19 protein-coding genes are annotated in these 23234 nt (G+C 66.2%); 12 read left to right on the top strand and 7 right to left on the bottom strand.

Translation table 11 applies throughout. From position 1 onward, the window contains the following. The first annotated feature begins 14 nt into the window (after positions 1 to 14). A complete protein-coding gene (gene betB / locus ASG25_RS17530; RefSeq protein ID WP_062476842.1) occupies positions 15 to 1478 on the top strand; it encodes a betaine-aldehyde dehydrogenase in 1464 nt (487 codons plus the stop codon). 248 nt (positions 1479 to 1726) lie between these two features. Continuing rightward, positions 1727 to 3382: a choline dehydrogenase gene (betA, locus tag ASG25_RS17535; RefSeq protein WP_062476845.1), complete on the top strand. Its 1656-nt coding sequence runs from the start codon at positions 1727 to 1729 to the stop codon at positions 3380 to 3382. Positions 3383 to 3388: 6 nt separating this feature from the next. Here the strand turns inward: betA and ASG25_RS17540 are convergent, their stop codons facing one another. Beyond that, a complete protein-coding gene (locus tag ASG25_RS17540; protein ID WP_062476848.1) occupies positions 3389 to 4042 on the bottom strand; it encodes a helix-turn-helix transcriptional regulator in 654 nt (217 codons plus the stop codon). A 350-nt stretch (positions 4043 to 4392) separates the two neighbouring features. On the opposite strand from ASG25_RS17540, the gene ASG25_RS17545 reads away from it, so the two are divergent. The 9 genes from ASG25_RS17545 (at position 4393) to ASG25_RS17585 (ending at position 15261) form a co-directional block, all read left to right on the top strand. Continuing rightward, on the top strand, positions 4393 to 5160 hold the full coding sequence (locus ASG25_RS17545; protein WP_062476851.1) for a phosphoadenylyl-sulfate reductase: 768 nt from the start codon (positions 4393 to 4395) through the stop codon (positions 5158 to 5160). A 44-nt stretch (positions 5161 to 5204) separates the two neighbouring features. Further along, positions 5205 to 6158, top strand: a complete 954-nt coding sequence (gene cysD / locus ASG25_RS17550; protein WP_062476854.1) for a sulfate adenylyltransferase subunit CysD — start codon at positions 5205 to 5207, stop codon at positions 6156 to 6158. Continuing rightward, the gene (gene cysN / locus ASG25_RS17555) at positions 6158 to 7675 is read left to right on the top strand and encodes a sulfate adenylyltransferase subunit CysN (protein ID WP_082475846.1); all 1518 of its coding nucleotides are present in this window, start codon (positions 6158 to 6160) and stop codon (positions 7673 to 7675) included. The genes cysD and cysN overlap by 1 nt, the downstream gene beginning before the upstream one ends. A gap of 71 nt (positions 7676 to 7746) precedes the next feature. Continuing rightward, complete coding sequence (locus ASG25_RS17560; protein ID WP_062476856.1) at positions 7747 to 7953, top strand: heavy-metal-associated domain-containing protein; 207 nt, start codon at positions 7747 to 7749, stop codon at positions 7951 to 7953. A gap of 155 nt (positions 7954 to 8108) precedes the next feature. Then, a complete protein-coding gene (locus ASG25_RS17565; protein WP_062476859.1) occupies positions 8109 to 10619 on the top strand; it encodes a heavy metal translocating P-type ATPase in 2511 nt (836 codons plus the stop codon). Further along, the gene (gene cueR / locus ASG25_RS17570; protein ID WP_062476862.1) at positions 10616 to 11062 is read left to right on the top strand and encodes a Cu(I)-responsive transcriptional regulator; all 447 of its coding nucleotides are present in this window, start codon (positions 10616 to 10618) and stop codon (positions 11060 to 11062) included. The genes ASG25_RS17565 and cueR overlap by 4 nt, the downstream gene beginning before the upstream one ends. 78 nt (positions 11063 to 11140) lie before the next feature. Next, positions 11141 to 12295: an amidohydrolase gene (locus ASG25_RS17575; protein WP_062476865.1), complete on the top strand. Its 1155-nt coding sequence runs from the start codon at positions 11141 to 11143 to the stop codon at positions 12293 to 12295. Positions 12296 to 12425: 130 nt separating this feature from the next. Continuing rightward, a complete protein-coding gene (locus ASG25_RS17580; protein WP_062476868.1) occupies positions 12426 to 13577 on the top strand; it encodes a PHB depolymerase family esterase in 1152 nt (383 codons plus the stop codon). 136 nt (positions 13578 to 13713) lie between these two features. After that, the gene (locus ASG25_RS17585; protein ID WP_062476872.1) at positions 13714 to 15261 is read left to right on the top strand and encodes a cation:proton antiporter; all 1548 of its coding nucleotides are present in this window, start codon (positions 13714 to 13716) and stop codon (positions 15259 to 15261) included. Between the two features lie 19 nt (positions 15262 to 15280). Here the strand turns inward: ASG25_RS17585 and ASG25_RS17590 are convergent, their stop codons facing one another. The 6 genes from ASG25_RS17590 to ASG25_RS17615 form a co-directional block, all read right to left on the bottom strand. Then, a complete protein-coding gene (locus ASG25_RS17590; protein ID WP_200942825.1) occupies positions 15281 to 16606 on the bottom strand; it encodes an LLM class flavin-dependent oxidoreductase in 1326 nt (441 codons plus the stop codon). A 70-nt stretch (positions 16607 to 16676) separates the two neighbouring features. Beyond that, positions 16677 to 17330, bottom strand: coding sequence for a methionine ABC transporter permease (locus ASG25_RS17595; RefSeq protein ID WP_062476878.1), 654 nt, complete (start codon positions 17328 to 17330; stop codon positions 16677 to 16679). Further along, complete coding sequence (locus ASG25_RS17600; RefSeq protein ID WP_082480311.1) at positions 17311 to 18426, bottom strand: methionine ABC transporter ATP-binding protein; 1116 nt, start codon at positions 18424 to 18426, stop codon at positions 17311 to 17313. Before ASG25_RS17600 ends, ASG25_RS17595 begins: the two co-directional genes overlap by 20 nt. An 82-nt stretch (positions 18427 to 18508) precedes the next feature. Continuing rightward, a complete protein-coding gene (locus tag ASG25_RS17605) occupies positions 18509 to 19369 on the bottom strand; it encodes a MetQ/NlpA family lipoprotein (protein ID WP_062476882.1) in 861 nt (286 codons plus the stop codon). A gap of 225 nt (positions 19370 to 19594) precedes the next feature. Further along, on the bottom strand, positions 19595 to 21379 hold the full coding sequence (locus tag ASG25_RS17610) for a copper resistance protein CopC (RefSeq protein WP_062476885.1): 1785 nt from the start codon (positions 21377 to 21379) through the stop codon (positions 19595 to 19597). Positions 21380 to 21386: 7 nt separating this feature from the next. Continuing rightward, positions 21387 to 21920 carry a YcnI family protein gene (locus tag ASG25_RS17615; protein WP_162241409.1) on the bottom strand — a complete coding sequence of 178 codons (534 nt, stop codon included), beginning with the start codon at positions 21918 to 21920 and terminating at the stop codon, positions 21387 to 21389. A 275-nt stretch (positions 21921 to 22195) separates the two neighbouring features. Between ASG25_RS17615 and ASG25_RS17620 the strand changes: the two genes are divergently transcribed. After that, on the top strand, positions 22196 to 23218 hold the full coding sequence (locus ASG25_RS17620) for an LLM class flavin-dependent oxidoreductase (protein ID WP_062476891.1): 1023 nt from the start codon (positions 22196 to 22198) through the stop codon (positions 23216 to 23218). Positions 23219 to 23234 lie beyond the last annotated feature (16 nt).

Below are 23234 nucleotides of genomic sequence, written 5' to 3' on the forward strand. Positions count from 1 at the left end.
GCGAAGGAAACCCGATGAGAGCCCAGCCGAACGCATCCCACTTCATCGATGGCGCCTATGTCGAGGACAGCGCCGGCACGCCGTTCGACAGCCTCTACCCCGCCACCGGCGAAGTCATCGCGAGGCTTCACGCCGCAACGCCCGCCATCGTCGAGCAGGCGGTGGCCGCGGCAAAGCGTGCGCAGCCGGAATGGGCGGCCATGAGCCCGACGGCGCGCGGCCGCATCCTGAAGAAAGCCGCGGACATCATGCGGGCGCGCAACCGCGAACTGTCGGAGCTGGAAACGCTCGACACCGGCAAGCCGATCCAGGAAACGCTCGTCGCGGACCCCACCTCGGGCGCCGACAGCTTCGAGTTCTTCGGCGGCGTGGCGGCGGCGGCACTCAATGGCGCGCACATTCCGCTCGGGGCCGATTTCGCTTACACGAAGCGCGTGCCCATCGGCGTATGTGTCGGCATCGGCGCCTGGAACTATCCGCAGCAGATCGCCTGCTGGAAGGCGGCGCCGGCCCTGGTCTCCGGCAATGCCATGGTGTTCAAGCCGTCCGAAAACACGCCGCTCGGTGCCTTGAAGATCGCCGAAATCCTCATCGAGGCCGGCCTGCCCAAGGGGCTTTTCAACGTCATACAGGGTGACCGGGACACGGGGCCCCTGCTCGTCGGCCACCCGGATGTGGGAAAGGTGTCGCTCACCGGCTCGGTGCCGACAGGGCGCAAGGTCGCAGCGGCAGCAGCGGGCCAGCTGAAGCATGTCACCATGGAGCTTGGCGGCAAGTCACCGCTGATCGTGTTCGAGGATGCCGATCTCGACAGCGCGATCGGCGGCGCGATGCTCGGCAATTTCTATTCGACGGGCCAGGTCTGCTCCAACGGCACGCGCGTCTTCGTTCAGAACGGCATCAAGGACCGTTTCCTGGCCGGCCTTCGGGACCGCACCGAAAAGATCGTGATCGGCGACCCCCTGAGCGAGGAGACACAGCTTGGACCGATGGTCTCGAAGCTGCAGCGCGACAAGGTGCTTGCCTATATCGAAACCGGCAAGGCGGAAGGCGCAACGCTCGTCACGGGCGGCGCGATCCCCAACGACGTTCCCGCCGAGGGCACCTACATCCAGCCGACCGTCTTTGCCGATGTGACGGACACGATGACGATCGCGCGCGAGGAGATCTTCGGCCCGGTCATGTGCGTGCTGGATTTCGACGACGAGGAAGAGGTGATCGGGCGCGCCAATGCCACGGAATTCGGCCTTTCGGCCGGCGTCTTCACGCGCGACATCGCCCGTGCGCACCGCGTGGTGGATCGGCTGGAAGCCGGCACGCTCTGGATCAACACCTACAATCTCTGCCCGGTCGAAATCCCGTTCGGCGGTTCCAAGCAATCGGGCTTCGGCCGCGAGAACTCGGTGGAAGCCCTGCAGCATTATACCGAGCTGAAGACGGTCTATGTGGCGATGGGCAAGGTCGAGGCGCCCTATTGATGGGCGTCCCGTTCGAGCACGACTTCGACCGTCAAGGCCGTCACCATGCGAGCCACATCATGGTGGGAACCATCGCGCCTGTGGCTGTCGGTGTCGAAGCGGTCCCGGACCGCTTCGAAAGGCGGAGTTTCGTCCCTTCCGCAAAACGGGTCATCGACCACAACTCCGGGAGCGTTGGGCGGCGAGATCTTTCATTGCCGGCAGCGCACTCGCCGGACCGTCTTTCCCCAGGGCGATAGGATATTATCATGGACGCAGACTTCATCATCGTCGGCTCCGGCTCTGCCGGCTCGGCCCTTGCCTACCGTCTCTCCGAGGATGGCCGCAACACGGTGATCGTCCTCGAGGCCGGAGGATCGGATATCGGGCCGTTCATCCAGATGCCGGCGGCGCTTGCCTGGCCGATGAGCATGAAGCGGTACAATTGGGGCTATTATTCCGAGCCGGAGCCGAACCTCAACAATCGGCGCATCAGCGCGCCACGCGGCAAGGTGATCGGCGGCTCGTCCTCGATCAACGGGCTCGTCTATGTGCGCGGCCATGCGGAAGATTTCAATCGCTGGGAAGCGCTCGGCGCACGCGGTTGGGCCTATGCCGACGTGCTGCCCTATTTCAAGCGGATGGAACATTCGCATGGCGGCGAAGAAGGATGGCGGGGCACCGACGGTCCGCTCCACGTGCGGCGCGGGCCGGTCAAGAACCCCCTCTTCCACGCCTTCATCAAGGCCGGCAGCGAGGCCGGTTTCGAGATGACGGAAGACTATAACGGCTCCAAGCAGGAAGGCTTCGGCCTGATGGAGCAGACGATCCACAATGGACGCCGCTGGTCAGCGGCCAATGCCTATCTCCGCCCCGCCATGAAGCGGCCGAATGTCTCCCTCGTCCGTGGCTTTGCGCGCCGCATCGTCATCGAGAACGGCCGCGCGACCGGGGTCGAGATCGAACGCGGCGGCGCGATCGAGATCGTCAAGGCAAAGCGCGACATCATCATCTCCGCATCGTCATTCAATTCGCCGAAGCTGCTGATGCTCTCGGGCATCGGTCCCGCAGCGCATCTGCAGTCGATGGGCATCGAGGTGAAGGCAGACCGACCAGGGGTTGGCGCCAATCTCCAGGACCACATGGAGTTCTACTTTCAGCAGGTCTCGACAAAACCTGTCTCGCTCTATTCCTGGCTGCCCTGGTTCTGGCAGGGTGTCGCAGGCGCACAATGGCTGATGACGCGCACGGGGCTCGGCAGCTCCAACCAGTTCGAGGCCTGCGCCTTTCTGCGCTCGGCACCGGGATTGAAACAGCCGGACATTCAGTACCATTTCCTGCCGGTGGCCATCTCCTACGACGGAAAGGCCGCCGCCAAGAGCCACGGCTTCCAGGTTCACGTCGGCTATAACCTGTCGAAATCGCGCGGCGCGGTCACGCTCAGGTCCGCGGACCCGAAAGCCGATCCCGTGATCCGCTTCAACTACATGAGCCACCCCGAGGATTGGGAGAAGTTCCGCCACTGCGTGCGACTGACCCGCGAGATCTTCCGCCAGCCGGCCTTCGACACCTATCGCGGTCCGGAGATCCAGCCCGGCGAAGGCGTTGCCAGCGACGCGGAGATCGACGCGTTCCTGCGCGAGCATCTGGAAAGCGCCTATCACCCCTGCGGCACCTGCCGCATGGGCGATGCCAACGACCCGAACGCCGTTGTCGATCACGAGACCCGGGTGATCGGGGTCGACGGCCTGCGCGTGGCCGACAGCTCGATCTTCCCGCACGTCACCTATGGCAACCTCAACGGCCCCTCGATCATGACCGGCGAAAAAGCCGCGGACCACATCCTCGGCAAGCAGCCTCTGCCCCGCTCGAACCAGGAGCCGTGGGTCAACCCACGCGCGGCATCGAGCGACCGCCGCTTGTGAGACGCGTCATCCCGGCAGTCCGATCGTGCTGAGCAGGCGCACAAGCTCGAGCCGGCTGTTCAGGCCCGTTTTCCGGAAGATGGACTTGACGTGGGTACGCACGGTTCCCGAGCTGATGCCCAGCGCCTGCAACGCCGCGAGTTCGTCGCGGCCCGCAACGATCGCTTCGGCAACGCGGGCTTCGGCGGGGGTCAGATCGAAGAGGGCACGGATCAGAGACGCCGACGGTCGCGTCTTCGTCCCGAGCGCGGTGACGATCACCAGAACGGTCGTGGCACCGAAAATGTCGCGGGCACGGCCCTTGACCGGCAGGACATGCAGCACGACGGAAGCCTCGTTTTCTGTAGCCGGCACGGCGATCGACATCGGCGCAAGAGGCAGAGCGTCGGCCGCCAGTCGCTCGAGCGCCGCATCCAGGAGTTTAGCCGCGGAAGCCGACTGGATCCGCAGCCGGTTATAGGCCGAGATCGAAACGCCGTCATGCGACAGAAAAGGGTCGTTGGCGGCGAGAACGACGCCTCGCAGGGTGACGATGGCCGCCGCGACGCCAATGAGCCCCAGGCTCTGGACAGCCGCCTCGTCGCGCTGATGCTGCAGCTTGGCGGCCAGCAAGGCAGCCCGTGAAAGATGTGGCCGCAGCCGATCAGCGTCATCAAGCATCCCCCATCGTCAAGCCATGCCCTTCGCCCCCGGGAGAAGCCGCAGTCCAAGCGTGGATCATTTTGCGGACCTTGGGAAGAGGCGCTGCGGGAAGAGGCGCTGCCAACGGCGCGACAAGGGCCCGATCCTTCCCGCACCCACGCGCCCGTCTGAAGCTCTGTCCAAGCATCGCGCCAAGCCCGTCCCATCTCCATCGATGACGCGCTCTGCCGAAGGCCACGCAACAGCCTTTTCCCACATCCCCCGCGATCGGAGTGATATTTGCTCCCATCGCCTATCATTGGAAATCCGTTTTTCTGTCTTTCATGACGAATGGCTGCGATAAAGATGGGAACCATACAGGATAACCCATGACATCCATGTCCCTTGAAACAACTGCCGCGGCGCTGGCCCGGCAGCTGGAATGTCTCACCCTCGGCGAGCGGCTGGCACTGGTCGCATCGCTCGACGGCCGGGCCGTGTTTACCACCAGCCTCGGCATCGAGGATCAGGTCATCACGGCCGCCATCGGCACGGCGAAGCTCGACATCGAGGTGTCGACGCTCGAGACCGGTCGGCTGTTCAACGAGACGGTGGCCCTGATCGACACCACCGAACAGACCTACGGGATCCTCATCAAGCGGTTCCATCCGGAGCAGGCCGATGTCGATGCCTTTGCCGCGACCTACGGCCTGAACGGTTTCTACGAAAGCATCGAGGCGCGCCACGCCTGTTGCGGCGTGCGCAAGGTCAAGCCGCTCGCACGCGCCCTTGCCGGAGCGACGTTCTGGATCACCGGCCTGCGCCGCGGTCAGTCCGGAAACCGCGCCGACACGCCCTTCGCCGAAGCCGATCTCGACCGCGGCCTGATCAAGATCAATCCGCTGGCCGACTGGGACATCGACACGATCCGCGCCTATGTCGTGGCCGAAGCGATCCCTGTCAATCCGCTGCATGCCCGCGGCTACCCGTCCATCGGCTGCGAGCCCTGTACGCGGGCGATCAAGCCCGGCGAACCCGAGCGCGCCGGCCGCTGGTGGTGGGAAAACGACGAGACCCGCGAATGCGGCCTGCACGTGGCGGACGCCGCGTCACAGCCGATACCCGATGCCAAGGCCTTGGCCGGTAGCGCCGCCTGACGCGCGCTGACCGACCCTGCCCGAACAAGACTGGAGACGACCCGATGTCCCTGACGCTTCCGGAAACGGAACTGCACAATCCGCAGAGCGCCCGCCCCCCGCTCGACCCGCATCTCAAGGCCCTCGAGAACGAAGCCATCCACATCTTCCGCGAAGTGGCCGGCGAGTTCGAGAAGCCGGTCATGCTCTATTCGGTCGGCAAGGACAGCTCCGTCCTCCTGCATCTTGCGCGCAAGGCATTCTATCCCGGCCGCGTCCCGTTTCCGCTGCTGCATGTAAACACCGGCTGGAAATTTGCCGAGATGATCGCGTTTCGCAACGAGATCGTCGAGCGCTACGACCTCGATCTGATCGAACATATCAATCCGCGCGGTGCGGCCGAGAACGTGACGCCCTTCACGCACGGCTCCGCGCTCTACACCGACATCATGAAGACGGAAAGCCTGCGCCAGGCACTGGATGCAGGCGGGTTCGATGCGGCCTTCGGCGGCGCACGGCGCGACGAGGAAGCCAGCCGGGCCAAGGAGCGGATCTATTCCTTCCGCACGCCCGATCATCGCTGGGATCCGCGCAACCAGCGTCCTGAACTCTGGAACGTCTATAACGGGATGATCCGCAAGGGAGAAAGCGTTCGCGCCTTCCCGCTGTCCAACTGGACCGAAGTCGATATCTGGCGCTACATCCAGGCCGAGGAAATCCCGATCGTGCCGCTCTATTTCGCTGCGGAACGCCCGATCGTGGAGCGCGACGGCATGATGATCCTCGCGGAGGATCCGCGGCTGGAGCTGCTGCCCGGCGAGGCCAAGCGCATGGAGCAGATCCGCTTCCGCACGCTCGGCTGTTTCCCCCTGACGGGCGCCATCCGCTCCAGTGCCACGACGCTGGACGACATCATCACCGAACTCGAGACCGCGACCGTCTCCGAACGCCAGGGCCGCGCCATTGACCGGGACCAGTCCGGATCCATGGAGAAGAAAAAACGCGAAGGATATTTCTGATGACCGTTTCCGCTTCCACCGGCAGCCACACGACCCTGCAGGATGCTCAGCGCACGACCGGCGACGTCAAGGCCTTCGCCGGAGCCGATGCCCGGGCCCCGCGTGACAGTCGCCCATTGCGCCTCATCACCTGCGGCAGCGTCGACGACGGCAAGTCCACCCTGATCGGTCGGCTGCTCTGGGACACCAAGGCGGTCAAGGAAGACCAGGCCGCGACGCTGGCCCGCGACTCCAGCGGCAAGCAGAACGACCTCGGCCTGCCGGATTTCGCGCTTCTCCTCGACGGTCTTCAGGCCGAGCGCGAACAGGGCATCACGATCGATGTGGCCTACCGCTATTTCGCGACCGAGAACCGCTCCTTCATCGTGGCCGACACGCCCGGACACGAGCAGTATACGCGCAACATGGCGACCGGCGCCTCAACTGCCGACCTCGCCATCCTCCTGGTCGATGCCCGCGTCGGCCTGCTCGAGCAGACACGCCGCCATGCGACGATCGCCACGCTGATGGGCATTCGCCAATTCGTGCTGGCCGTCAACAAGATCGACCTGACCGGCTATGACCGTGTCCGTTTCGATGCGATCAGCCACGACTTCCGGGAACTCGCCCTTTCGCTCGGCGTCCGCCAGGTCACGGCGATCCCGGTTTCGGCGCTGAAAGGCGAGAACGTGGTCTATGACGGTCGCGCCTCCATGCCCTGGTACGAAGGTCCGACGCTGGTCGAGGTTCTGGAGCTCGCCACCGTGCGCTCCGGCCAGACGACCGGCTTCCGCCTGCCGGTCCAGCGCGTCTCGCGCCCGGGCGAAAGCTTCCGGGGCTATCAGGGCACCGTTGCCGGCGGCTCGGTCAAGCCGGGCGACAGCGTCGTCATCCTTCCCTCCGGCATGGTCGCCAACGTGACCAAGATCGTCACCTTCGACCTCGTCCGCAATGCGGCGGTCACCGGCGACGCGATCACCCTCGTGCTCGACCGCCAGGTAGACGTCTCGCGTGGCGACATGATCGTCGCCATCGACAGCCAGCCACAGACCGGGGTTGCCTTCGATGCGCAGATCGTGGCCCTGCAGCCGGACGGGATCCAGCCGAACAAGCGCTACTGGCTGAAGAGCGGCTCTCGCCGCCAGCGCGTCAGCGTCGAGCCGGTAAGCCAGCTCGATCTGAAGAGCGGCAAGTGGGGTCCGTCCGAAGCGCTGTCGATGAACGCCATCGGCAAGGTTCATCTCGCCTTCGACGAGCAGGCCATGTTCGACGCCTACGAGCAGAACCGGACGACGGGTGCGTTCATCCTGATCGACCCCGACACCAACAACACGGTGGCGGGCGGCATGATCACGGGCAAGCGCTCGTCCCTCGGCGGCATCCACACGGATGAGACGCGTGTTCTTCTCTCGCTGCCGGCCGATCTCGCAGACCGGATTCTTGCCAGCGATCTTCTTGCCGGTCGCCGCGACGAACTCGACGTTCGCCGCCTCTCGGCCGGTCGGGCACAGGACCTCCTCGACACGCTCGACGGATAGTCGATGCAGCCTTGACCTTCCCATCGTTGGAAGCCCTATCATGGGGACGTATCTGAAAAGGAGACGTCCCCATGATTGCGTTTGATATTCCCGACATGACCTGCGGCCACTGCAAGAGCACGGTCGAAGGCGCGGTGCATCGCGTGGACGCCCGCGCCACGATCCGCATCGATCTTGCCGCAAAGACAGCGGACGTGGAAACGGCCGCAAGCGCCCACGAGATCGCCGAGGCCATCACGGCGGCCGGCTACACCCCGCATCTTCGCGCGCCGCGCTGATCCCCGCGGGCTTTTGCCTGTCCTTTCGCCAGCCGCGCGTTTCCGCCCTGCGTCCGTCCGCTTCCGGTCACCGGCAAACACGGTGCAACGCCCTTGACCTTCCCATGATGGGAAGGCCTACCTATATCGGCAGATGACAACAGGGAGCCTTCCCGATGACGGCGCATACGTCTCTCCACAAGCCCGTGACCACCTCCACGACGACGACCGTTGCCGTTGAGGGGATGAGTTGCGCCTCCTGCGTCGCGCGCGTCGAGAAGGCTCTTGCCGCTGTCCCCGGGGTGATCGAGGTCAGCGTCAACCTTGCAACCGAACGGGCGACGGTGACGCATGCCGCCGACCTCGCACCGACGGCCATGGTCGCCGCGATCGAAGCCGCGGGGTATGCACCGCGGCTCGCCACGCATGCATTTCCCATCGAAGGCATGAGCTGTGCCTCCTGCGTTGCCCGCGTCGAGAAGGCCCTGGCCGCGGTACCCGGCGTGCAGGCGGCAGACGTCAATCTCGCAACGGAAACAGCGACCGTCCGCCTGCTGGAGGGCACGGAGATCGCCGCAATCGAGGCGGCCGTGAACACGGCAGGCTATCATCTGCGGTCCCCGGCAGAGGGAAACGCCGCAGACCCTGTGGACGAAGCCGGCGATCGCCAGACGCGTGAGGCAAGGCGGCTTGCCCGCGCGTTCCTCCTGGCCGCGGTGCTCACGCTGCCGCTGTTCCTTCTCGAGATGGGCTCGCACCTCGTGCCGGCCATCCATGACGGGGTGCTGTCGACGCTCGGGATGGCGGGAAGCCGCCGCCTGCAGTTCGTGCTGGCGACGCTGGTTCTATTCGGCCCCGGCCTTCCCTTCTTCCGCAAGGGCGTGCCCAACCTGCTGCGTCTCGCACCCGACATGAATGCGCTTGTCGTGCTCGGCACCACGGCCGCCTGGTCCTATTCGGTCGTCGCGACCTTCCTGCCCACCGCGTTGCCGCCGGGCACCGACAACGTGTACTTCGAGGCGGCGGCCGTGATCGTCACGCTGATCCTGCTCGGCCGGATGCTCGAAGCCCGGGCGAAAGGACGTACCGGTCAGGCGATCCGCCGGCTGATGGGCCTTCAGGCAAGAACGGCACGGGTGATCCACGCGGATGGCATCGTGGAAATCCCGATCGGGACAGTGAAGCCGGGCGACCGGGTGCTGATCAGGCCCGGCGAAAAAATTCCCGTCGATGGCGAGGTCAAGGAAGGCCGCTCTCTGGTCGACCAGTCGATGATCACGGGCGAGCCCCTGCCCGTTGCGATTGCCGAAGGCGCGGCCGTCGTTGGCGGCACGATCAATGGCACGGGAACCTTCACCTTCCGCGTGACGAAAACGGGTGCGGATACGCTTCTGTCCCAGATCATCCGCATGGTGGAGACGGCACAGGGCGCAAAGCTGCCGATCCAGGCGACGGTGGACCGGATCACCGCGCGGTTCGTACCCGCCGTTCTCGCTGCCGCCCTGCTGACCTTCACGGCATGGCTCGTCTTCGGACCGGCGCCCGTGCTCGGCCACGCCATGATCAACGCCGTTGCCGTCCTGATCATCGCCTGCCCCTGCGCCATGGGTCTGGCGACACCGACCTCGATCATGGTCGGCACCGGACGCGCCGCCGAACTCGGCATCCTCTTCCGCAGGGGCGACGCCCTGCAAGGTCTGCGCGACGTGGGAATCGTCGCCTTCGACAAGACGGGAACGCTCACACAGGGAAAGCCGGAGCTCACCTCGTTCGTGCTGGCACCGGGCTTTGACCGCGCGGACGTGCTGCGACGCGTCGCCGGTCTCGAGATCCGCTCGGAACATCCGATCGCCGCGACCATCGTTTCCGCCGCGCAACGGGAAGGCCTCGTGCCGGCCGATGTCACCGATTTCGAGGCCCTTCCCGGCTCGGGTGTCAGGGGCACGATCGACGGAGAGGCCGTGCTGATCGGCTCCGATCGCGCCATGCGCGACGTCGGCGTCGACGTTTCCGAATATCAGGCGCAGGCGGTCACGTTCGGCGATGCCGGAACGTCGCCGATCTATGCGGCGATCGGCGGCAGGCTTGCAGCCGTGATGGCCGTCTCGGACCCGGTCAAGCCAGGCAGCGCCTCCGCCGTTGCGGCCCTGAAGGCGGCGGGCCTGAAGGTCGTGATGATCACGGGCGACAACCGCCGCACGGCCACGGCCGTCGCCCGTTCGCTCGGTATCGACGCGGTCGTGGCCGATGTTCTGCCCGGCGGCAAGGTCGCTGCGGTGCAGGCCCTGCGCCGCGAGGCCCGTGTCGCCTTCGTGGGCGACGGGATCAACGACGCGCCCGCTCTGTCGGAGGCGGATATCGGAATTGCGCTCGGAACGGGCACCGATATCGCCATGGAAAGCGCCGACGTCGTGCTGATGTCCGGCGATCTCGCCGGCGTGCCCCGCGCGATCGCCATCAGCCGGGCGACGATCCGCAACATCCGCCAGAACCTGTTCTGGGCCTTTGCCTACAATATCGGTCTCGTACCGGTGGCAGCCGGCCTACTCTATCCCGTCAATGGCACGTTGCTGTCGCCGGTGCTGGCCGCCGGCGCCATGAGCCTCTCCAGCGTCTTCGTGCTCGGCAATGCGCTGCGCCTGCGCAGTTTTTCTCCGCCCGCCTCTGTGGAAAGGACGCCCTCGTGAACATCGGCCAAGCCGCAAAAGCCACCGGCGTATCTTCCAAGATGATCCGCTATTACGAGCAGATCGGCCTGATTTCGCCCGCCCATCGCAGCGAAGCGCAGTACCGCACCTATACGGACGCGGATCTTCATACGCTGCGCTTCATCCGCCGCGCCCGCGACCTCGGTTTCTCAGTCGACCAGATGAAGACGCTGCTGGCCCTCTGGCAGGATCGCGGGCGGGCAAGCGGCGACGTGAAGGCGATCGCGCTGGAGCATATCGCCGAACTCGATCGCAAGGCGGCCGCCATTGCGGCGATGACGGCAACGCTGCGGCATCTGGCCAGCCATTGCCACGGAGACCACCGTCCGGATTGCCCGATCCTCGACGATTTCGCCGACGCACCGGCCGAGACAGACCTTCCGGACGCTGCGTCCCGCTTCGGACGCGCCCATCTCGGGTGACCGTCTGCCCGAGCTTGACCATTGCCGCGCCGCCTGCACGCGATAAGATCCCACTGCGACTCGCGCGGAAGGATGAGCATGTTTCTCGATCACACGGATCTGGCCGACCTCACGGCGTTCCGGCACGACCTGCATCGGCATCCGGAACTCTCGGGCGAGGAACGGGAAACGGCGGCGCGGGTGCAGGCGCATCTCGCCGTGCTCGAACCGGACCGCATCCTCACCGGTCTCGGCGGCCACGGGGTGGCGGCCGTCTTTTCCGGAAAGGCGCCCGGGCCGACGCTGCTGTTCCGCTGCGAACTCGATGCCCTTCCGATCCCCGAAATATCCGAAGCGGCCTACCGTTCCGGAACGCCCGGCAAGGCGCATCTTTGCGGCCATGACGGGCATATGGCGATCATCGCGGCGCTGGGTCGCGGCCTTGCGCGGCGGCGACCTTCGCGGGGACGCGTGGTGCTGATGTTCCAGCCGGCCGAGGAGACCGGCGCGGGTGCGGCCGCCGTGATGGCCGATCCGGTCTTCGACGAGATCCGCCCCGACCTCTCCTTTTCGCTGCACAATCTTCCGGGCCTGCCGCTCGGACATGTCGCGCTCGCCTCCGGGCCCGTCAACTGCGCCTCGCGCGGCCTCTGTGCTGTTCTCGACGGCAAGACGGCGCATGCGTCCATGCCCGAGACAGGCCTGTCTCCCATGCAGGCGCTCGCGCGTCTCATGCCCCAGCTGACGAACCTGACGACCGGGCGCTTTCCCGCGGACGATTTCGCCATGGTCACGCTGACCCATGCGGTTCTCGGCGAGCCGGCCTTCAGCATTGCGCCCGGCCGTGCCGAAATCTGGGCGACCCTGCGCACCCTGACCGATGCCGGCATGGCGGATCTCTGTGCGCGCGCCGAAGCGGTGATCGCGCAGGTGGCCGGCGAGGACGGACTGAACCTGTCCTATCGTTACGAGGATATCTACCATCACTGCGACAACGCGCCGGAAGCGGTTGCGCATCTCGAGCAGGCGCTTGCCGACGAGGGCATGGCGCATGACACGACAGGATTGCCGATCCGCGCGTCGGAGGACTTCGGCCGGTTCGGCGCCTGCGGCCCCTCGGCCATGCTGTTCCTGGGAAGCGGAGAGGCGCATCCCGCGCTTCATAACCCCGATTATGATTTCCCTGACATCCTGATCGAACAGGGCGCGCGCATCTTCCTGCGCACGGTCGACAACATATTAGGATTGTCGTAAATAAAGCCGGATTGGCTGCGCGGCCCTTGTCTCGCCACGATGGCGTCCCATCTGTTGTGCACTGCACCATGCGCCACCCGACATTCAGGGGTCCGGCCCAGAGCCGGGAGACGGCCATGAGAAACCGACCATGAGAAAACTGTCCGACACGATCGAGCGCTTGGCACGCCTGCGCGCCCGTCCGGAAGGCTTTCAGCCGGCCACATCCAGCTTGCAGCCGCTCGGGCGCGCCGGCAGCAATCCGGGCGAGCTGACCGGCTGGTACAGTAAACCGTCAAAGCCGAAAGGCGCGCTGCCGCTGGTCGTCGTGCTGCACGGATGTACGCAGAACGCGGCCGGTTACGACCGTGGCTCCGGCTGGTCGGCCCTAGCGGAAGACTACGGCTTTGCCGTGCTCTACCCGGAGCAGAGGCGCAGCAACAACGGCAATCTCTGCTTCGACTGGTTCCAGAAGCCCGACGTGACGCGCGGATCCGGCGAAGTGCTGTCGATCCGAGAAATGATCGCGACCATGATCGCCGATCACGGGGTCGATGCGCGCCGGGTCTATGTGACAGGCCTGTCCGCCGGCGGAGCGATGGCGAACTCCCTGCTGGCCACCTATCCCGAAATCTTCGCGGGCGGCGCCATCATCGCCGGCCTGCCGCATGGCGTGGCGACCACCGTACCGGAAGCCTTCGACCGTATGCGCGGCCACGGCCTGCCGGAGGCCGACAGGCTTCAGGCCCTGCTGGCCGCGGCATCGCCGCACAAGGGTCCCTGGCCGACCATCTCCATCTGGCAGGGGACGGCCGACAGCACCGTTTCCGACAGGAATGCCGGCGCGCTGATCGACCAGTGGCGCGGCGCACTCGGCGTCGCGGCGCGTCCCGAACGGGTGGAAACGGTGGATGGCCAGGAGCGGCACATCTGGGTGGACGGTGCCGGGCGCGAGGTTCTCGATCTCTTCCTCGTGCGCGGCATGGGCCATGGCACGCCCCTCGACACCCAGAGCGGCTATGGCGAGGCGGCACCCTATATGCTGGAAGTCGGAATTTCCTCCACCCTCCATATTGCGCGCAGCTGGGGAATCGCGGCTTCGTTCGACCGGACGACGCAGCGCCCGCAGGCGACACATGCCCCAAAGGCGACCTCTCCCGCAACCTCGTCCCGCACCGGACATGCCGGGCGTGATCAAGCGGCGCCCGCCGCCGCCGCCGCCACCCCCACAGGTGCCGGCAGGCCGGAAGGCGTCAAGGACGTCATCGAGGCAGCCCTGCGCGCGGCAGGCCTTATGAAATAGACGGCTTACGCTCGATGCAGCGACGGAAAGCCCGCTTCCGGCTTTTCCCGCTCTGGACCGATCCCCGGCGCTGAGGCAAGGTTGCCGCCCGGACGGCATGATGCCGGCACGTTCTTCAGGGAATGAAGCGCAATCGATGAATTTTTTTGAGAGCCTCCTCGTCCTTCTTCTTGTGGCGATTGCGCTTCTGCAGGTGTCGCGTCGCCTGTCGGTGCCCTATCCCTCCATGCTCGCCATGGCCGGCGTGGCCGCCGCCGTCGTGCCGGGCGTGCCCTATATCGCGCTCGAGCCCGAGACCGCGCTCGCGCTCTTCATCGCCCCCGCCCTCATGGACGCCGCGTTCGACTTCCCCGTCAACACCGCGCGCCGCTACTGGGTCGCGCTGATCGTCTTTGCCGTGGGCGGTGTGGCGGCCACCGCCGTCGCTGTCGCCGTCGTCGGCTCGCTCTATGCCGGTCTGCCGGTCGCCGCAGCACTCGTCCTCGGCGCGATCGTCGCGCCGCCGGATGCGGCAGCCGCAACCGCCGTGCTGTCCGGCATGTCCATTCCGCGCAGTACGGATGCCGTCCTGCGCGGCGAAAGCCTGTTCAACGATGCCGCTGCCCTCCTGATCTTCGGCGCGGCCCTCTCGGTGCAGACATCGGGTGGGCTCGGACCGGCGGTCGCGCTACACTTCGCCATCGCCGCACCGGGCGGCATTCTGCTCGGCATAGCCACGGCCTGGGCCACGGCGCGCGTCACGACCTATGTCGCCGGCACGCTCGGCGGCAACCTGCTGCAGTTCGTCCAGACGTTCCTGCTCTGGATCCTCGCCGAGCGACTTGGCCTGTCGGCCGTGCTTGCCATCGTCGCCTTCGCCATGACCGCGGCTGCCAGCAGCACCAGCCGCTCGTCCGCCCGCATGCGCGTCCAGTCCTATGCCGTATGGAGTGCCGTGGTCTTCGTGCTGAACGTCATGGCCTTCCTGCTGATGGGCATGCAGGTGCGCGATATCCTCGGCGGCATGACGAGCGACCGGCTGATCCACGTCTCCGGCTTCATCGCCGCCGTCGTCGCGACCGTCGTCCTTGTCCGCTTCGTCATCTGCATCGGCTTCAACCGCCTTCGAAACGCTCTTCTGAGCGTCGAGGAGCAAACGAACGTGCGTCAGTCGGTGCTCGCAGCCTGGTGCGGCATGCGGGGCCTCGTCACGCTGGCCACCGCCTTCGCGCTGCCGTCCGATTTTCCGCAGCGTGACCTCGTCGTGCTTGCGGCGTTCGCCGTGGTTCTGGCCACCCTCGTGCTGCAGGGGCTGACGCTTGCGCCGCTGATCCGGCTGCTTGGCCTCGACCAGCGCGAACAGGGCGCCCGCGACATGACCGATTTCCGACTGGAGATCGCCTCGGCCGGGCTTGAGCGGATCGAAGATCGCTCGGGGCCGGAGGCCGAGCTCGTGCGCAACAAGTTCGCTATCGAGCGCGCGGCGCTGATCGACACGCGGGGAGGCAATACCGCGGGTGCCGATGCGCTCCGAACCTATCGCACCCTCGCCCTGGAAGCGATCGACGCCCAGCGCAAGGCGCTGGAACGGCTTCGAACCAGCAATCGGCTGAACGTCGACGAGTACAATCTTCTTCTCGAGGAGATCGACTGGCGCGAGCTGGCCGTCCTTCCCGACGATGAACGGCGCATCGAGGAGACGTAGCCTCTTCTCGGCAGGGATCTCAGCGCGGGAAGAACCGGTTGTCCGGACGCGGCAGGCCGAGATGGTCGCGCAATGTCGTGCCCTCGTAGTCCCGGCGGAAGCGGCCGCGCCTCTGAAGCTCGGGAACAAGCCGTCGGGCCACGTCGTCGAGCCCTTGCGGCAGGTAGGGAAAGACGACGTTGAACCCGTCCGATCCTTCCGCGTCGATCCAGGTCTCCATGTCGTCGGCGACGCTTGCCGGCGTTCCGACGAAGGCGAGACCCGAATAGCCGCCATAACGCTGCGCGAGCTGTCGCACCGTCAGCTTTTCGGTTTCCGCCAGCCGCAATACCTGCTGGCGTCCCGTCTTGCTGGCATTCGTCTCGGGAAGTTCCTGCGGCAGCGGCTGATCGAGATCGAAGCCGGATGCGTCGACCCCGAGCGCGATCGAAAGAGATGCGATCCCGCTTTCAAAGTGCACCAGGCTGTCGAGCAGCGCGCGCTTCTGCCGCGCCTCCTCGACCGTGTCGCCGATGATGATGAAGGCGGCAGGGAGGATTTTCAGATGGTCGCGCGAACGGCCAAGCGCATGGAGCCGCCCCTTGATGTCGGCGTAGAGTTCCTGCCCGCCCTGCAGATCGCGCGGCGCGGCAAAGATAACCTCGGCCGTTTCCGCCGCAAGCTGGCGTCCCGGCTCCGATTGTCCTGCCTGCACGATGACGGGCCAGCCCTGCGGCGGGCGGGCGATGTTGAGCGGCCCGCGCACGGTAAGGCTCGGACCCTGATGGGCGAGAACGTGCAGTCTTTCCGGGTCGAAGAACAGCCCGCTCTCCTGGTCGCGCACGAAGGCATCGTCGGCGAAACTGTCCCAAAGTCCGGTGACGACATCGAAGAACTCGCGCGCCCGTCGATAACGCTCGCTGTGCTCCACATGCTCCTCGAGACCGAAATTGAGCGCGGCATCGGGGTTGGAGGTGGTGACGATGTTCCATCCGGCCCGGCCGTCGCTGATATGGTCGAGCGAGGCGAACCGCCTAGCGATGTGGTACGGCGCGTCGAAGGTGGTGGAAGCCGTGGCGACCAGCCCGATCCGCTCGGTCACGGCAGCGAGTGCCGAGAGCAACGTGAAGGGTTCGAACGAGGTCACCGTGTGGCTCCGCTTCAACGCCTCGACCGGCATGTTGAGGACGGCCAGATGGTCGGCCATGAAGAAAGCATCGAACTTTGCCGCTTCCAATGTCTGCGCAAAATGCTTCAGGTGCTTGAAGCTGAAATTCGCATCCGGGGCAGCGCCCGGATAACGCCACGCGCCGGTGTGCAGGCTGACAGGCCGCATGAAGGCGCCGAGATGCATCTGCTTCGTCATGGATATTGCCCTCGGTTCATCCCGGCATGGTCCGGGTCAGGAAAAGAACGGCGCGCCGGTCAGCCGTCGCTCAACGATGGTCCAGGCGATCGACCAGACGGTCGCCGATCCACTGGATCGCGCAGACCAGCACGATGAGCACGACGACGACCGCCACCATGACCGAGGTCTCGAAGCGCTGGTAGCCGTAGCGGATCGCAAGATCGCCGAGCCCGCCCGCGCCGATGGCGCCGGCCATGGCCGAGGCCCCGATCAGGGTGACGAGCGTGACCGTGAAGCCGGCGACGATGCCGGGCAGCGCTTCGGGGAGCAGCACCTCCCGCACGATCGTCCAGCGATTGCCGCCCATCGACCGCACCGCCTCGATCAGGCCGCGATCCACCTCGCGCAGGGAGACCTCGGCGATGCGCGCGTAATAGGGCGTGGCGGCAATGGACAGAGGCACGATCGCGGCCCAGGTGCCGATCGAACTGCCGACGATGAAGCGCGTGACGGGGATGAGCGCGACCAGAAGAATGATGAACGGCACGGAGCGGAACCCGTTGACCACGGCGCCCAGCACACGGTTGACCCAGAGGTTCTCCGAAATGCCGCCCTTGCCGGTCATGACGAGCGCAAGGCCGAGCGGCAGGCCTGCGACCAGCGAGATGATGCCCGAGGCGAGCGTCATCAGGACGGTCTCCCACAGAGACCGCAGCAGAAGATCAAACATGATCGGGGACATGACCCGTGGTCTCCACATGGGCGCCGTGGCGCGTCAGGAATGCGATCGCCTGCGGCAGGGCGGCGCCGGCAGGAAGCGTGATGAAGAAGCGGCCGACCGACTGCCCCTGGATGTGATCGATGCCGCCATGCACGAGGCGAACGGGCGCTTTGAGCTCGATGGACAATGCGGCGAGCAGCGTCGCGGCCTCCGGCCCGACCAGATCGACACCGAGCACGCGCTCGCCGCGCGCTGCAAGTTCGGCCACGATGGCCGGCGGCAGGTCGGGACGGATGGCGCCGAGGAGGCTCCGGGTCGTGGCGGCCTTGGGAGCGGAGAACACCGACCAGACCGGGCCGTCCTCCACGATCTTCCCGGCGTCGATCACCGCCACGCGATCGGCAACGCCGCGCACGACCTCCATCTCATGGGTGACGAGGAGGATCGTCAGGCCGAGACGCTGGTTGATATCCTTGAGGAGCGCGAGGATCGACGCCGTCGTTTCCGGATCGAGCGCGGACGTGGCTTCGTCGGAAAGCAGAAGGGCCGGTCGTGCGGCGAGCGCCCGGGCGATTCCCACCCGCTGTTTCTGCCCGCCGGAGAGCGCGGACGGATAGGCATCGGCCTTTGCCGACAGGCCGACGAGTTCCAGCAGCTCGGCGGCGCGCTCCCGACGCTCCGCGCGGGACATGCCCTCGATCTTCAGGGGCAACATGACGTTTTCGGCCACGGTCTTGGCCGAGAGAAGGTTAAAATGCTGGAAAATCATGCCGATCCGGCGCCGCAACGGCTGCAGCTCGGCCTCGGAAAGGCCGGTGATATCGCGGCCCTCAATCGCGATCGTGCCGCGGTCCGGGCGCTCCAACCCGTTCAGGCAGCGGATCAGCGTCGATTTTCCGGCCCCACTGCGACCGATGATGCCGACCACCTCGCCCTTGCGCACCGAGAGCGAGATTCCGTCCAGCGCAGCCGTTCCGCCGAAATGCCGGACCACGCCGTCGAGCCGAACGACGGGCACGTCAGCAGCCCTGTCTGCCCCATGCCCGGCATGCGGCACCGGAGATGGCCCTCCGTCTGCCGGAATGCTGCGGGTCTCCGCGCTGGCAATCCTTGTCATTGTCCTGTCCTTCCCGCCGCAAAGGCGAACGGCTCGCGGCAACCAGGCCGCGAGCCGTTTTCTGTTCCTGATGCCGTTCGGATCAGTAGGCGCTGGTGCCCGTGCCCTTGTAGACACGGTCGAACTCCGCCTTCACGGCATCGTTCTGGTAGGCGGAGACCAGCGTCTTCACCCAGGGCGCATCCTTCTGGTCTTCCTTGACCGCGATGAAGTTGCGGTAGGGATTGCCGTCCACAGCCTCCTGGGCGATCCGGTTTTCCGGCGTCAGGCCGCTTTTCAGCGCCCAGTCCGTGTTGACGACGGCCGCATCGAGATCGTCGATCGAACGCCCGACGATGCCGGCGTCCAGTTCCTTGATCTCGATGTTCTTCGGGTTCTCGGCGATATCGGTGATGGTCGCAAGGATGCCGGTCCCCTCCTTCAGCTTGATCAGGCCTTCGGTCTGCAGCACGAGCAAGGCGCGACCTTCGTTCGACGGATCGTTCGGCACGCCGACCACCGCGCCCTCGGGAAGGTCCGCGATCTTGGATACCTTGCGCGAGTAGACGCCGATCGGCCAGACGGCCGTGAAGCCGGCCGGGACGATCTTGTAGCCGTGCTGCTGGATCTGGTTTTCGAGATAGGGAAGATGCTGGAAGGCGTTCGCATCGATCTCGCCGCGCTCCAGAGCCTCGTTCGGCTGGGTATAGTCGTTGAAGACGACAGTCTCCACGGAGAGACCCTTCTTGCCGGCTTCTGCAACGGCGACGCGCCAGACGTCCTCATCCTCGCCGCTCATGATCCCGACCTTCACGGACGTCTTGTCCTGCGCAAAAACCGGTGTCGGCGCCAGTGCGAGGGAGGCGGAAACAAAGGCGGCGGCGACCGCAGATGCGGCCAGCGCAAGGCCGGCGCGCCGGGTCAGGCTTGTCTTTTCGATGAGGAGGTTCAAGGTTTTCGTCATGACGGGTCTGCTTTCAGTCTTGGGAGGAGGATGCCGGATAACTGCCCTGAAAAATTGCAAATGCCGACCGATGAAGCAACGAAGGATGGCCTGCCGATCAAGGCTGCCGTAGAATTTCGGTTCAAAAGCCGGGCGGCTCACGCAATCTCATTCTGGACGTCGAACACGCCGAACCCGCGATATAGGGCTGCCCTGCTTTTTGGGAACCGTTGGTCGGATCCGCCGTTACTCGGCGGCGATGTCGAACGGTGCCGTCATCGTCAGCGCGGTGAAATCATCCACCAGCACCGTGACACGAACGGTCCAGGCACCAGCGACGGGCAGCAGGAAACCATCGGCCTGGAACCGCCCGTCTGCCGCCCGCTGTGCCTGCCGCACGAAGGGACCAAGTTCCCGGCCGGGATCTGCGACGTCCACCGTGACCGAAAGCGGGTCGATCGGCTGCGTGTCCAGCATCAGCCCTGTAATGGACACGCGAACCAGCCCCGTGCGCGCCGGCGTGACCGAAACCGTCGCCATCAGTCCCTGTTCCCGCACCTCTCGTTGCTGGGCGTCCTGTGGCGTTCCCTTCTGCGCCTGAACGGACGGGGCCGAGACGGCGAGCGCGCGGGGCGGCGGCGTAAAGCGCCAGAGGCCGAGGACGGCAAGGACCATCGCTCCGAGCACGATCTCGGCCAGAATGCTGCGCCGCAGTCGACGAAGGGCCCGGGGGTGCCCCTCGATGGCCGTGCGGGTCCACAGAAACCGATTGCCCGTCGCGAGCACGAGGAGAAGCAGCACGAGCGCGAGCTTGGCCAGAAGCACCTGCCCGTAGGCCGTCGTCCAGAGGTTCGACACCGCCTGCACCTGGACCGTCGCCAGCAGCAGGCCCGAACCGACAAGGATCGCGAGCACGAACGGGATGAGACGGGAAAAGCGCCGAAGCGCGGCACCATCGGGGTCGGAGAGAGACGTGGCCAGCCGTGATGCGTCAAGAGCGGCCCAAAGGGGCGCGAGACCGCCGATCCAGGCCATGGCGCCGAACACATGGAGCACGATGCCGGGGATGGTGGCAAAGCGCGGCGGCGCCGTGGCCGCGTGTCCCGCAACGGCCGAAGACAGGCCCGCCAGCACGAAGGCGAGCCCAGCAAGCGCAAGGCGGACTCCTCTGCGGCGCATGCGGAGCGAGACGATCGCCGTGATGATCGCCACGCTGCAGAGGATGGCGGCGCGACCATAGGCCGTGCCCCCTAGACCGGCCGACCAGACCGCCGGCGACACCCATCCATCGGGGACGTCCCCGAGGACATCGTAGCCCTGGAAGACGATCCAGACCGGCGTGGCGGCTAGACCAAGCCATAGAGACAGAGCAACGAGGGCCGGAGCCGCTGGCGCGACGTCCCCAGCCGCATCCGCCGGCACGGGATGCCGGCGCGAAAGGAGCGCGGCCCACCCGGCACCGCCGACGCCAAACACAAGCCCGGCCATCACGATCAGGCGGGCCATCCACAGGCCGGCTTTGGTCACCGTATCCTGCGACGCGACCCGCTCGTCGGCGGTCAAAGGCCGTGCCGCGAACCCGCCGGCGTCGCCGATGGAGAAGAGAAGACCGCCGCCGATCGGATGTCCGTCTGCCGACGTCACCCGCCAGGACAGACTATAAGCCCCTACGGCCACGTCCGCCGGCAGCGCAACGACAAGGCGGGTTGCGGCCTGGCCGGAAGCCTCGCCGGGGGCGGCCGCCGACAACACCTTCATTTGCCCGGTCGGATCGCTCAGGCGGAAGACAAGGGGATCGACCGGCTCGGAAAAGGTCAGTACGATCTCGCGTGGCGATGCCGCAAGATGTGCGCCGTCCGCTGGATCGGAGGAGACCAGCTGCGCATGGGCAAGGGCCTGGCCGGCGCCCGCCAGGAGCAACATCGGCAGCAGCAGCACCGCGAGGAGACCCGTCTGCCATGGGGAAGGCCGGTGCCCGCGCGTGCCGCAGAACCGCCCGGCCCGCATCGTGCCGATGACGCCCTGCTTCATGGCGCCGTCAAGGCCTCACGTCGAAGGCCGGCGCCGGCTTCTCGGGTTCGCTTGCGCCCGGTTTTGCGGGGATCTCGATCCAGCGCTCCGCGACATCGCCGCATTGCTGGACGATCGGCACATAGATGCGACCTTTGGCATCGGCTGCGACTTTTGCCGTGAACGTAAATTCGGCATGGTCGGAAGCGGCGATCGTGCCGCCCGTCCAGGCAATCTGCGCCGGCTTTGCCCTGTCCCCGGCCCCGGCAGCCGCCGGCGTGACCGTGGCGGTCCAGCCGGCCTTGTCTTTCGGCGCGATGTCGGACAGCACGGCGGGCACGGCGACCCGCAGCCCGGTCGTCGCGGCCCCGCCGCACCCATGCGGAATCTTCAGGACGAAGGAGCTCGTCTTCCCGGCCTCGACGCCTTTCGCCGCAATCGTGACATGCGCACCGGCCGGTGCCGCAACGAGAAAGAGGCAGAGAGCGAGGCCGGACAATTGCGCCATGTGGGTCGAGTGGCAAAGACGCCCGGCGCGGGAGGAGGGAACGGAGTGCCTCATGATATGTCTCTTTCTGCCATTCTCGCACCGCCGAAACCCGGCAGCTGCACGTCGGCAACGCACAGGGTCGCGGCGTCGCATGGTCCGAGATCTAGCGCTGTCCCCGACGGGAAGGAAGACGGAGACCGACCGAAAACCTGCGGCGAAGCGGCGCGGCGGGCGTCAAAGGCCGCTGCGCTGCGAATGCGAACGAACCGTGCTCCATTTGCACGATTGTTTCCCCGGCACGGACCGTGCGACAACACCGGCACTGCATCAACGGTCAGGAATACACCATGAAGACGATCGGCTTCCTCTCATTCGGCCACTGGACGCCGTCGCCGCAATCGCAGACACGCAGTGCTGCGGATACGCTGCTGCAGTCGATCGACCTGGCAGTGGCGGCCGAAGCGCTCGGTGCCGACGGCGCCTATTTCCGGGTGCACCACTTCGCCCGCCAGCTGGCATCGCCCTTCCCGCTTCTGGCAGCCGTCGGCGCCCGCACGAGCCGGATCGAGATCGGCACGGCGGTCATCGACATGCGGTATGAAAATCCGCTCTACATGGCGGAGGATGCCGGCGCTGCCGACATTATCTCCGGCGGGCGCCTGCAGCTCGGCATCAGCCGCGGCTCGCCCGAGCAGGTGATCGACGGCTGGCGCCACTTCGGCTATGCGCCGGCAGACGGCGAAACGAGCGGCGACATGGCCCGCCGTCATGCCGAGGTCTTCTACGACGTGCTGCGCGGCGAAGGCTTTGCTGCGCCGAACCCCAATCCGATGTTCCCGAACCCGCCCGGCCTTCTGCGACTGGAGCCGCACGCGCCGGGCCTGCGCGACCGGATCTGGTGGGGCGCAAGCTCGAATGCGACCGCCATCTGGGCCGCAAAACTCGGGATGAACCTGCAGAGCTCGACGCTGAAGGACGACGAAACGGGCGAGCCCTTCCACGTGCAGCAGGCCGACCAGATCCGGGCCTATCGTGCCGCCTTCAAGGCGGCCGGCCACAGTCGCACCCCGCGCGTTTCCGTCAGCCGCAGCATCTTCGCCATCACCAACGATCTCGATCGCGCCTATTTCGGCCGTTCTGGCGACGCCCGCGACAAGATCGGCTTCATCGATGCCGACACCCGCGCCATCTTCGGCCGGGGCTATGCCGCAGAGCCCGACACGCTGATCGAGCAGTTGCGCGGTGACGAGGCGATCGCGGAAGCCGATACGCTTCTCCTGACGGTCCCCAACCAGCTTGGCGTCGACTACAACGCCCACGTCATCGAAGCCATCCTGACCGAGGTCGCGCCGGCGCTCGGCTGGCGGTAAGGCCGGTCGAGGAACG

The sequence above is a fragment of the Rhizobium sp. Leaf384 genome, assembly GCF_001424065.1.
Lineage (GTDB): Bacteria > Pseudomonadota > Alphaproteobacteria > Rhizobiales > Rhizobiaceae > Ferranicluibacter.

Coding starts and splice junctions, on each gene's coding strand:
- betB (WP_062476842.1), top strand. CDS start 15: ATGAGAGCCCAGCCGAACGCATCCCACTTCATCGATGGCGCCTATGTC.
- betA (WP_062476845.1), top strand. CDS start 1,727: ATGGACGCAGACTTCATCATCGTCGGCTCCGGCTCTGCCGGCTCGGCC.
- ASG25_RS17540 (WP_062476848.1), bottom strand. CDS start 4,042: ATGCTTGATGACGCTGATCGGCTGCGGCCACATCTTTCACGGGCTGCC.
- ASG25_RS17545 (WP_062476851.1), top strand. CDS start 4,393: ATGACATCCATGTCCCTTGAAACAACTGCCGCGGCGCTGGCCCGGCAG.
- cysD (WP_062476854.1), top strand. CDS start 5,205: ATGTCCCTGACGCTTCCGGAAACGGAACTGCACAATCCGCAGAGCGCC.
- cysN (WP_082475846.1), top strand. CDS start 6,158: ATGACCGTTTCCGCTTCCACCGGCAGCCACACGACCCTGCAGGATGCT.
- ASG25_RS17560 (WP_062476856.1), top strand. CDS start 7,747: ATGATTGCGTTTGATATTCCCGACATGACCTGCGGCCACTGCAAGAGC.
- ASG25_RS17565 (WP_062476859.1), top strand. CDS start 8,109: ATGACGGCGCATACGTCTCTCCACAAGCCCGTGACCACCTCCACGACG.
- ASG25_RS17575 (WP_062476865.1), top strand. CDS start 11,141: ATGTTTCTCGATCACACGGATCTGGCCGACCTCACGGCGTTCCGGCAC.
- ASG25_RS17580 (WP_062476868.1), top strand. CDS start 12,426: ATGAGAAAACTGTCCGACACGATCGAGCGCTTGGCACGCCTGCGCGCC.
- ASG25_RS17585 (WP_062476872.1), top strand. CDS start 13,714: ATGAATTTTTTTGAGAGCCTCCTCGTCCTTCTTCTTGTGGCGATTGCG.
- ASG25_RS17590 (WP_200942825.1), bottom strand. CDS start 16,606: ATGACGAAGCAGATGCATCTCGGCGCCTTCATGCGGCCTGTCAGCCTG.
- ASG25_RS17595 (WP_062476878.1), bottom strand. CDS start 17,330: ATGTCCCCGATCATGTTTGATCTTCTGCTGCGGTCTCTGTGGGAGACC.
- ASG25_RS17600 (WP_082480311.1), bottom strand. CDS start 18,426: ATGACAAGGATTGCCAGCGCGGAGACCCGCAGCATTCCGGCAGACGGA.
- ASG25_RS17605 (WP_062476882.1), bottom strand. CDS start 19,369: ATGACGAAAACCTTGAACCTCCTCATCGAAAAGACAAGCCTGACCCGG.
- ASG25_RS17610 (WP_062476885.1), bottom strand. CDS start 21,379: ATGAAGCAGGGCGTCATCGGCACGATGCGGGCCGGGCGGTTCTGCGGC.
- ASG25_RS17615 (WP_162241409.1), bottom strand. CDS start 21,920: ATGAGGCACTCCGTTCCCTCCTCCCGCGCCGGGCGTCTTTGCCACTCG.
- ASG25_RS17620 (WP_062476891.1), top strand. CDS start 22,196: ATGAAGACGATCGGCTTCCTCTCATTCGGCCACTGGACGCCGTCGCCG.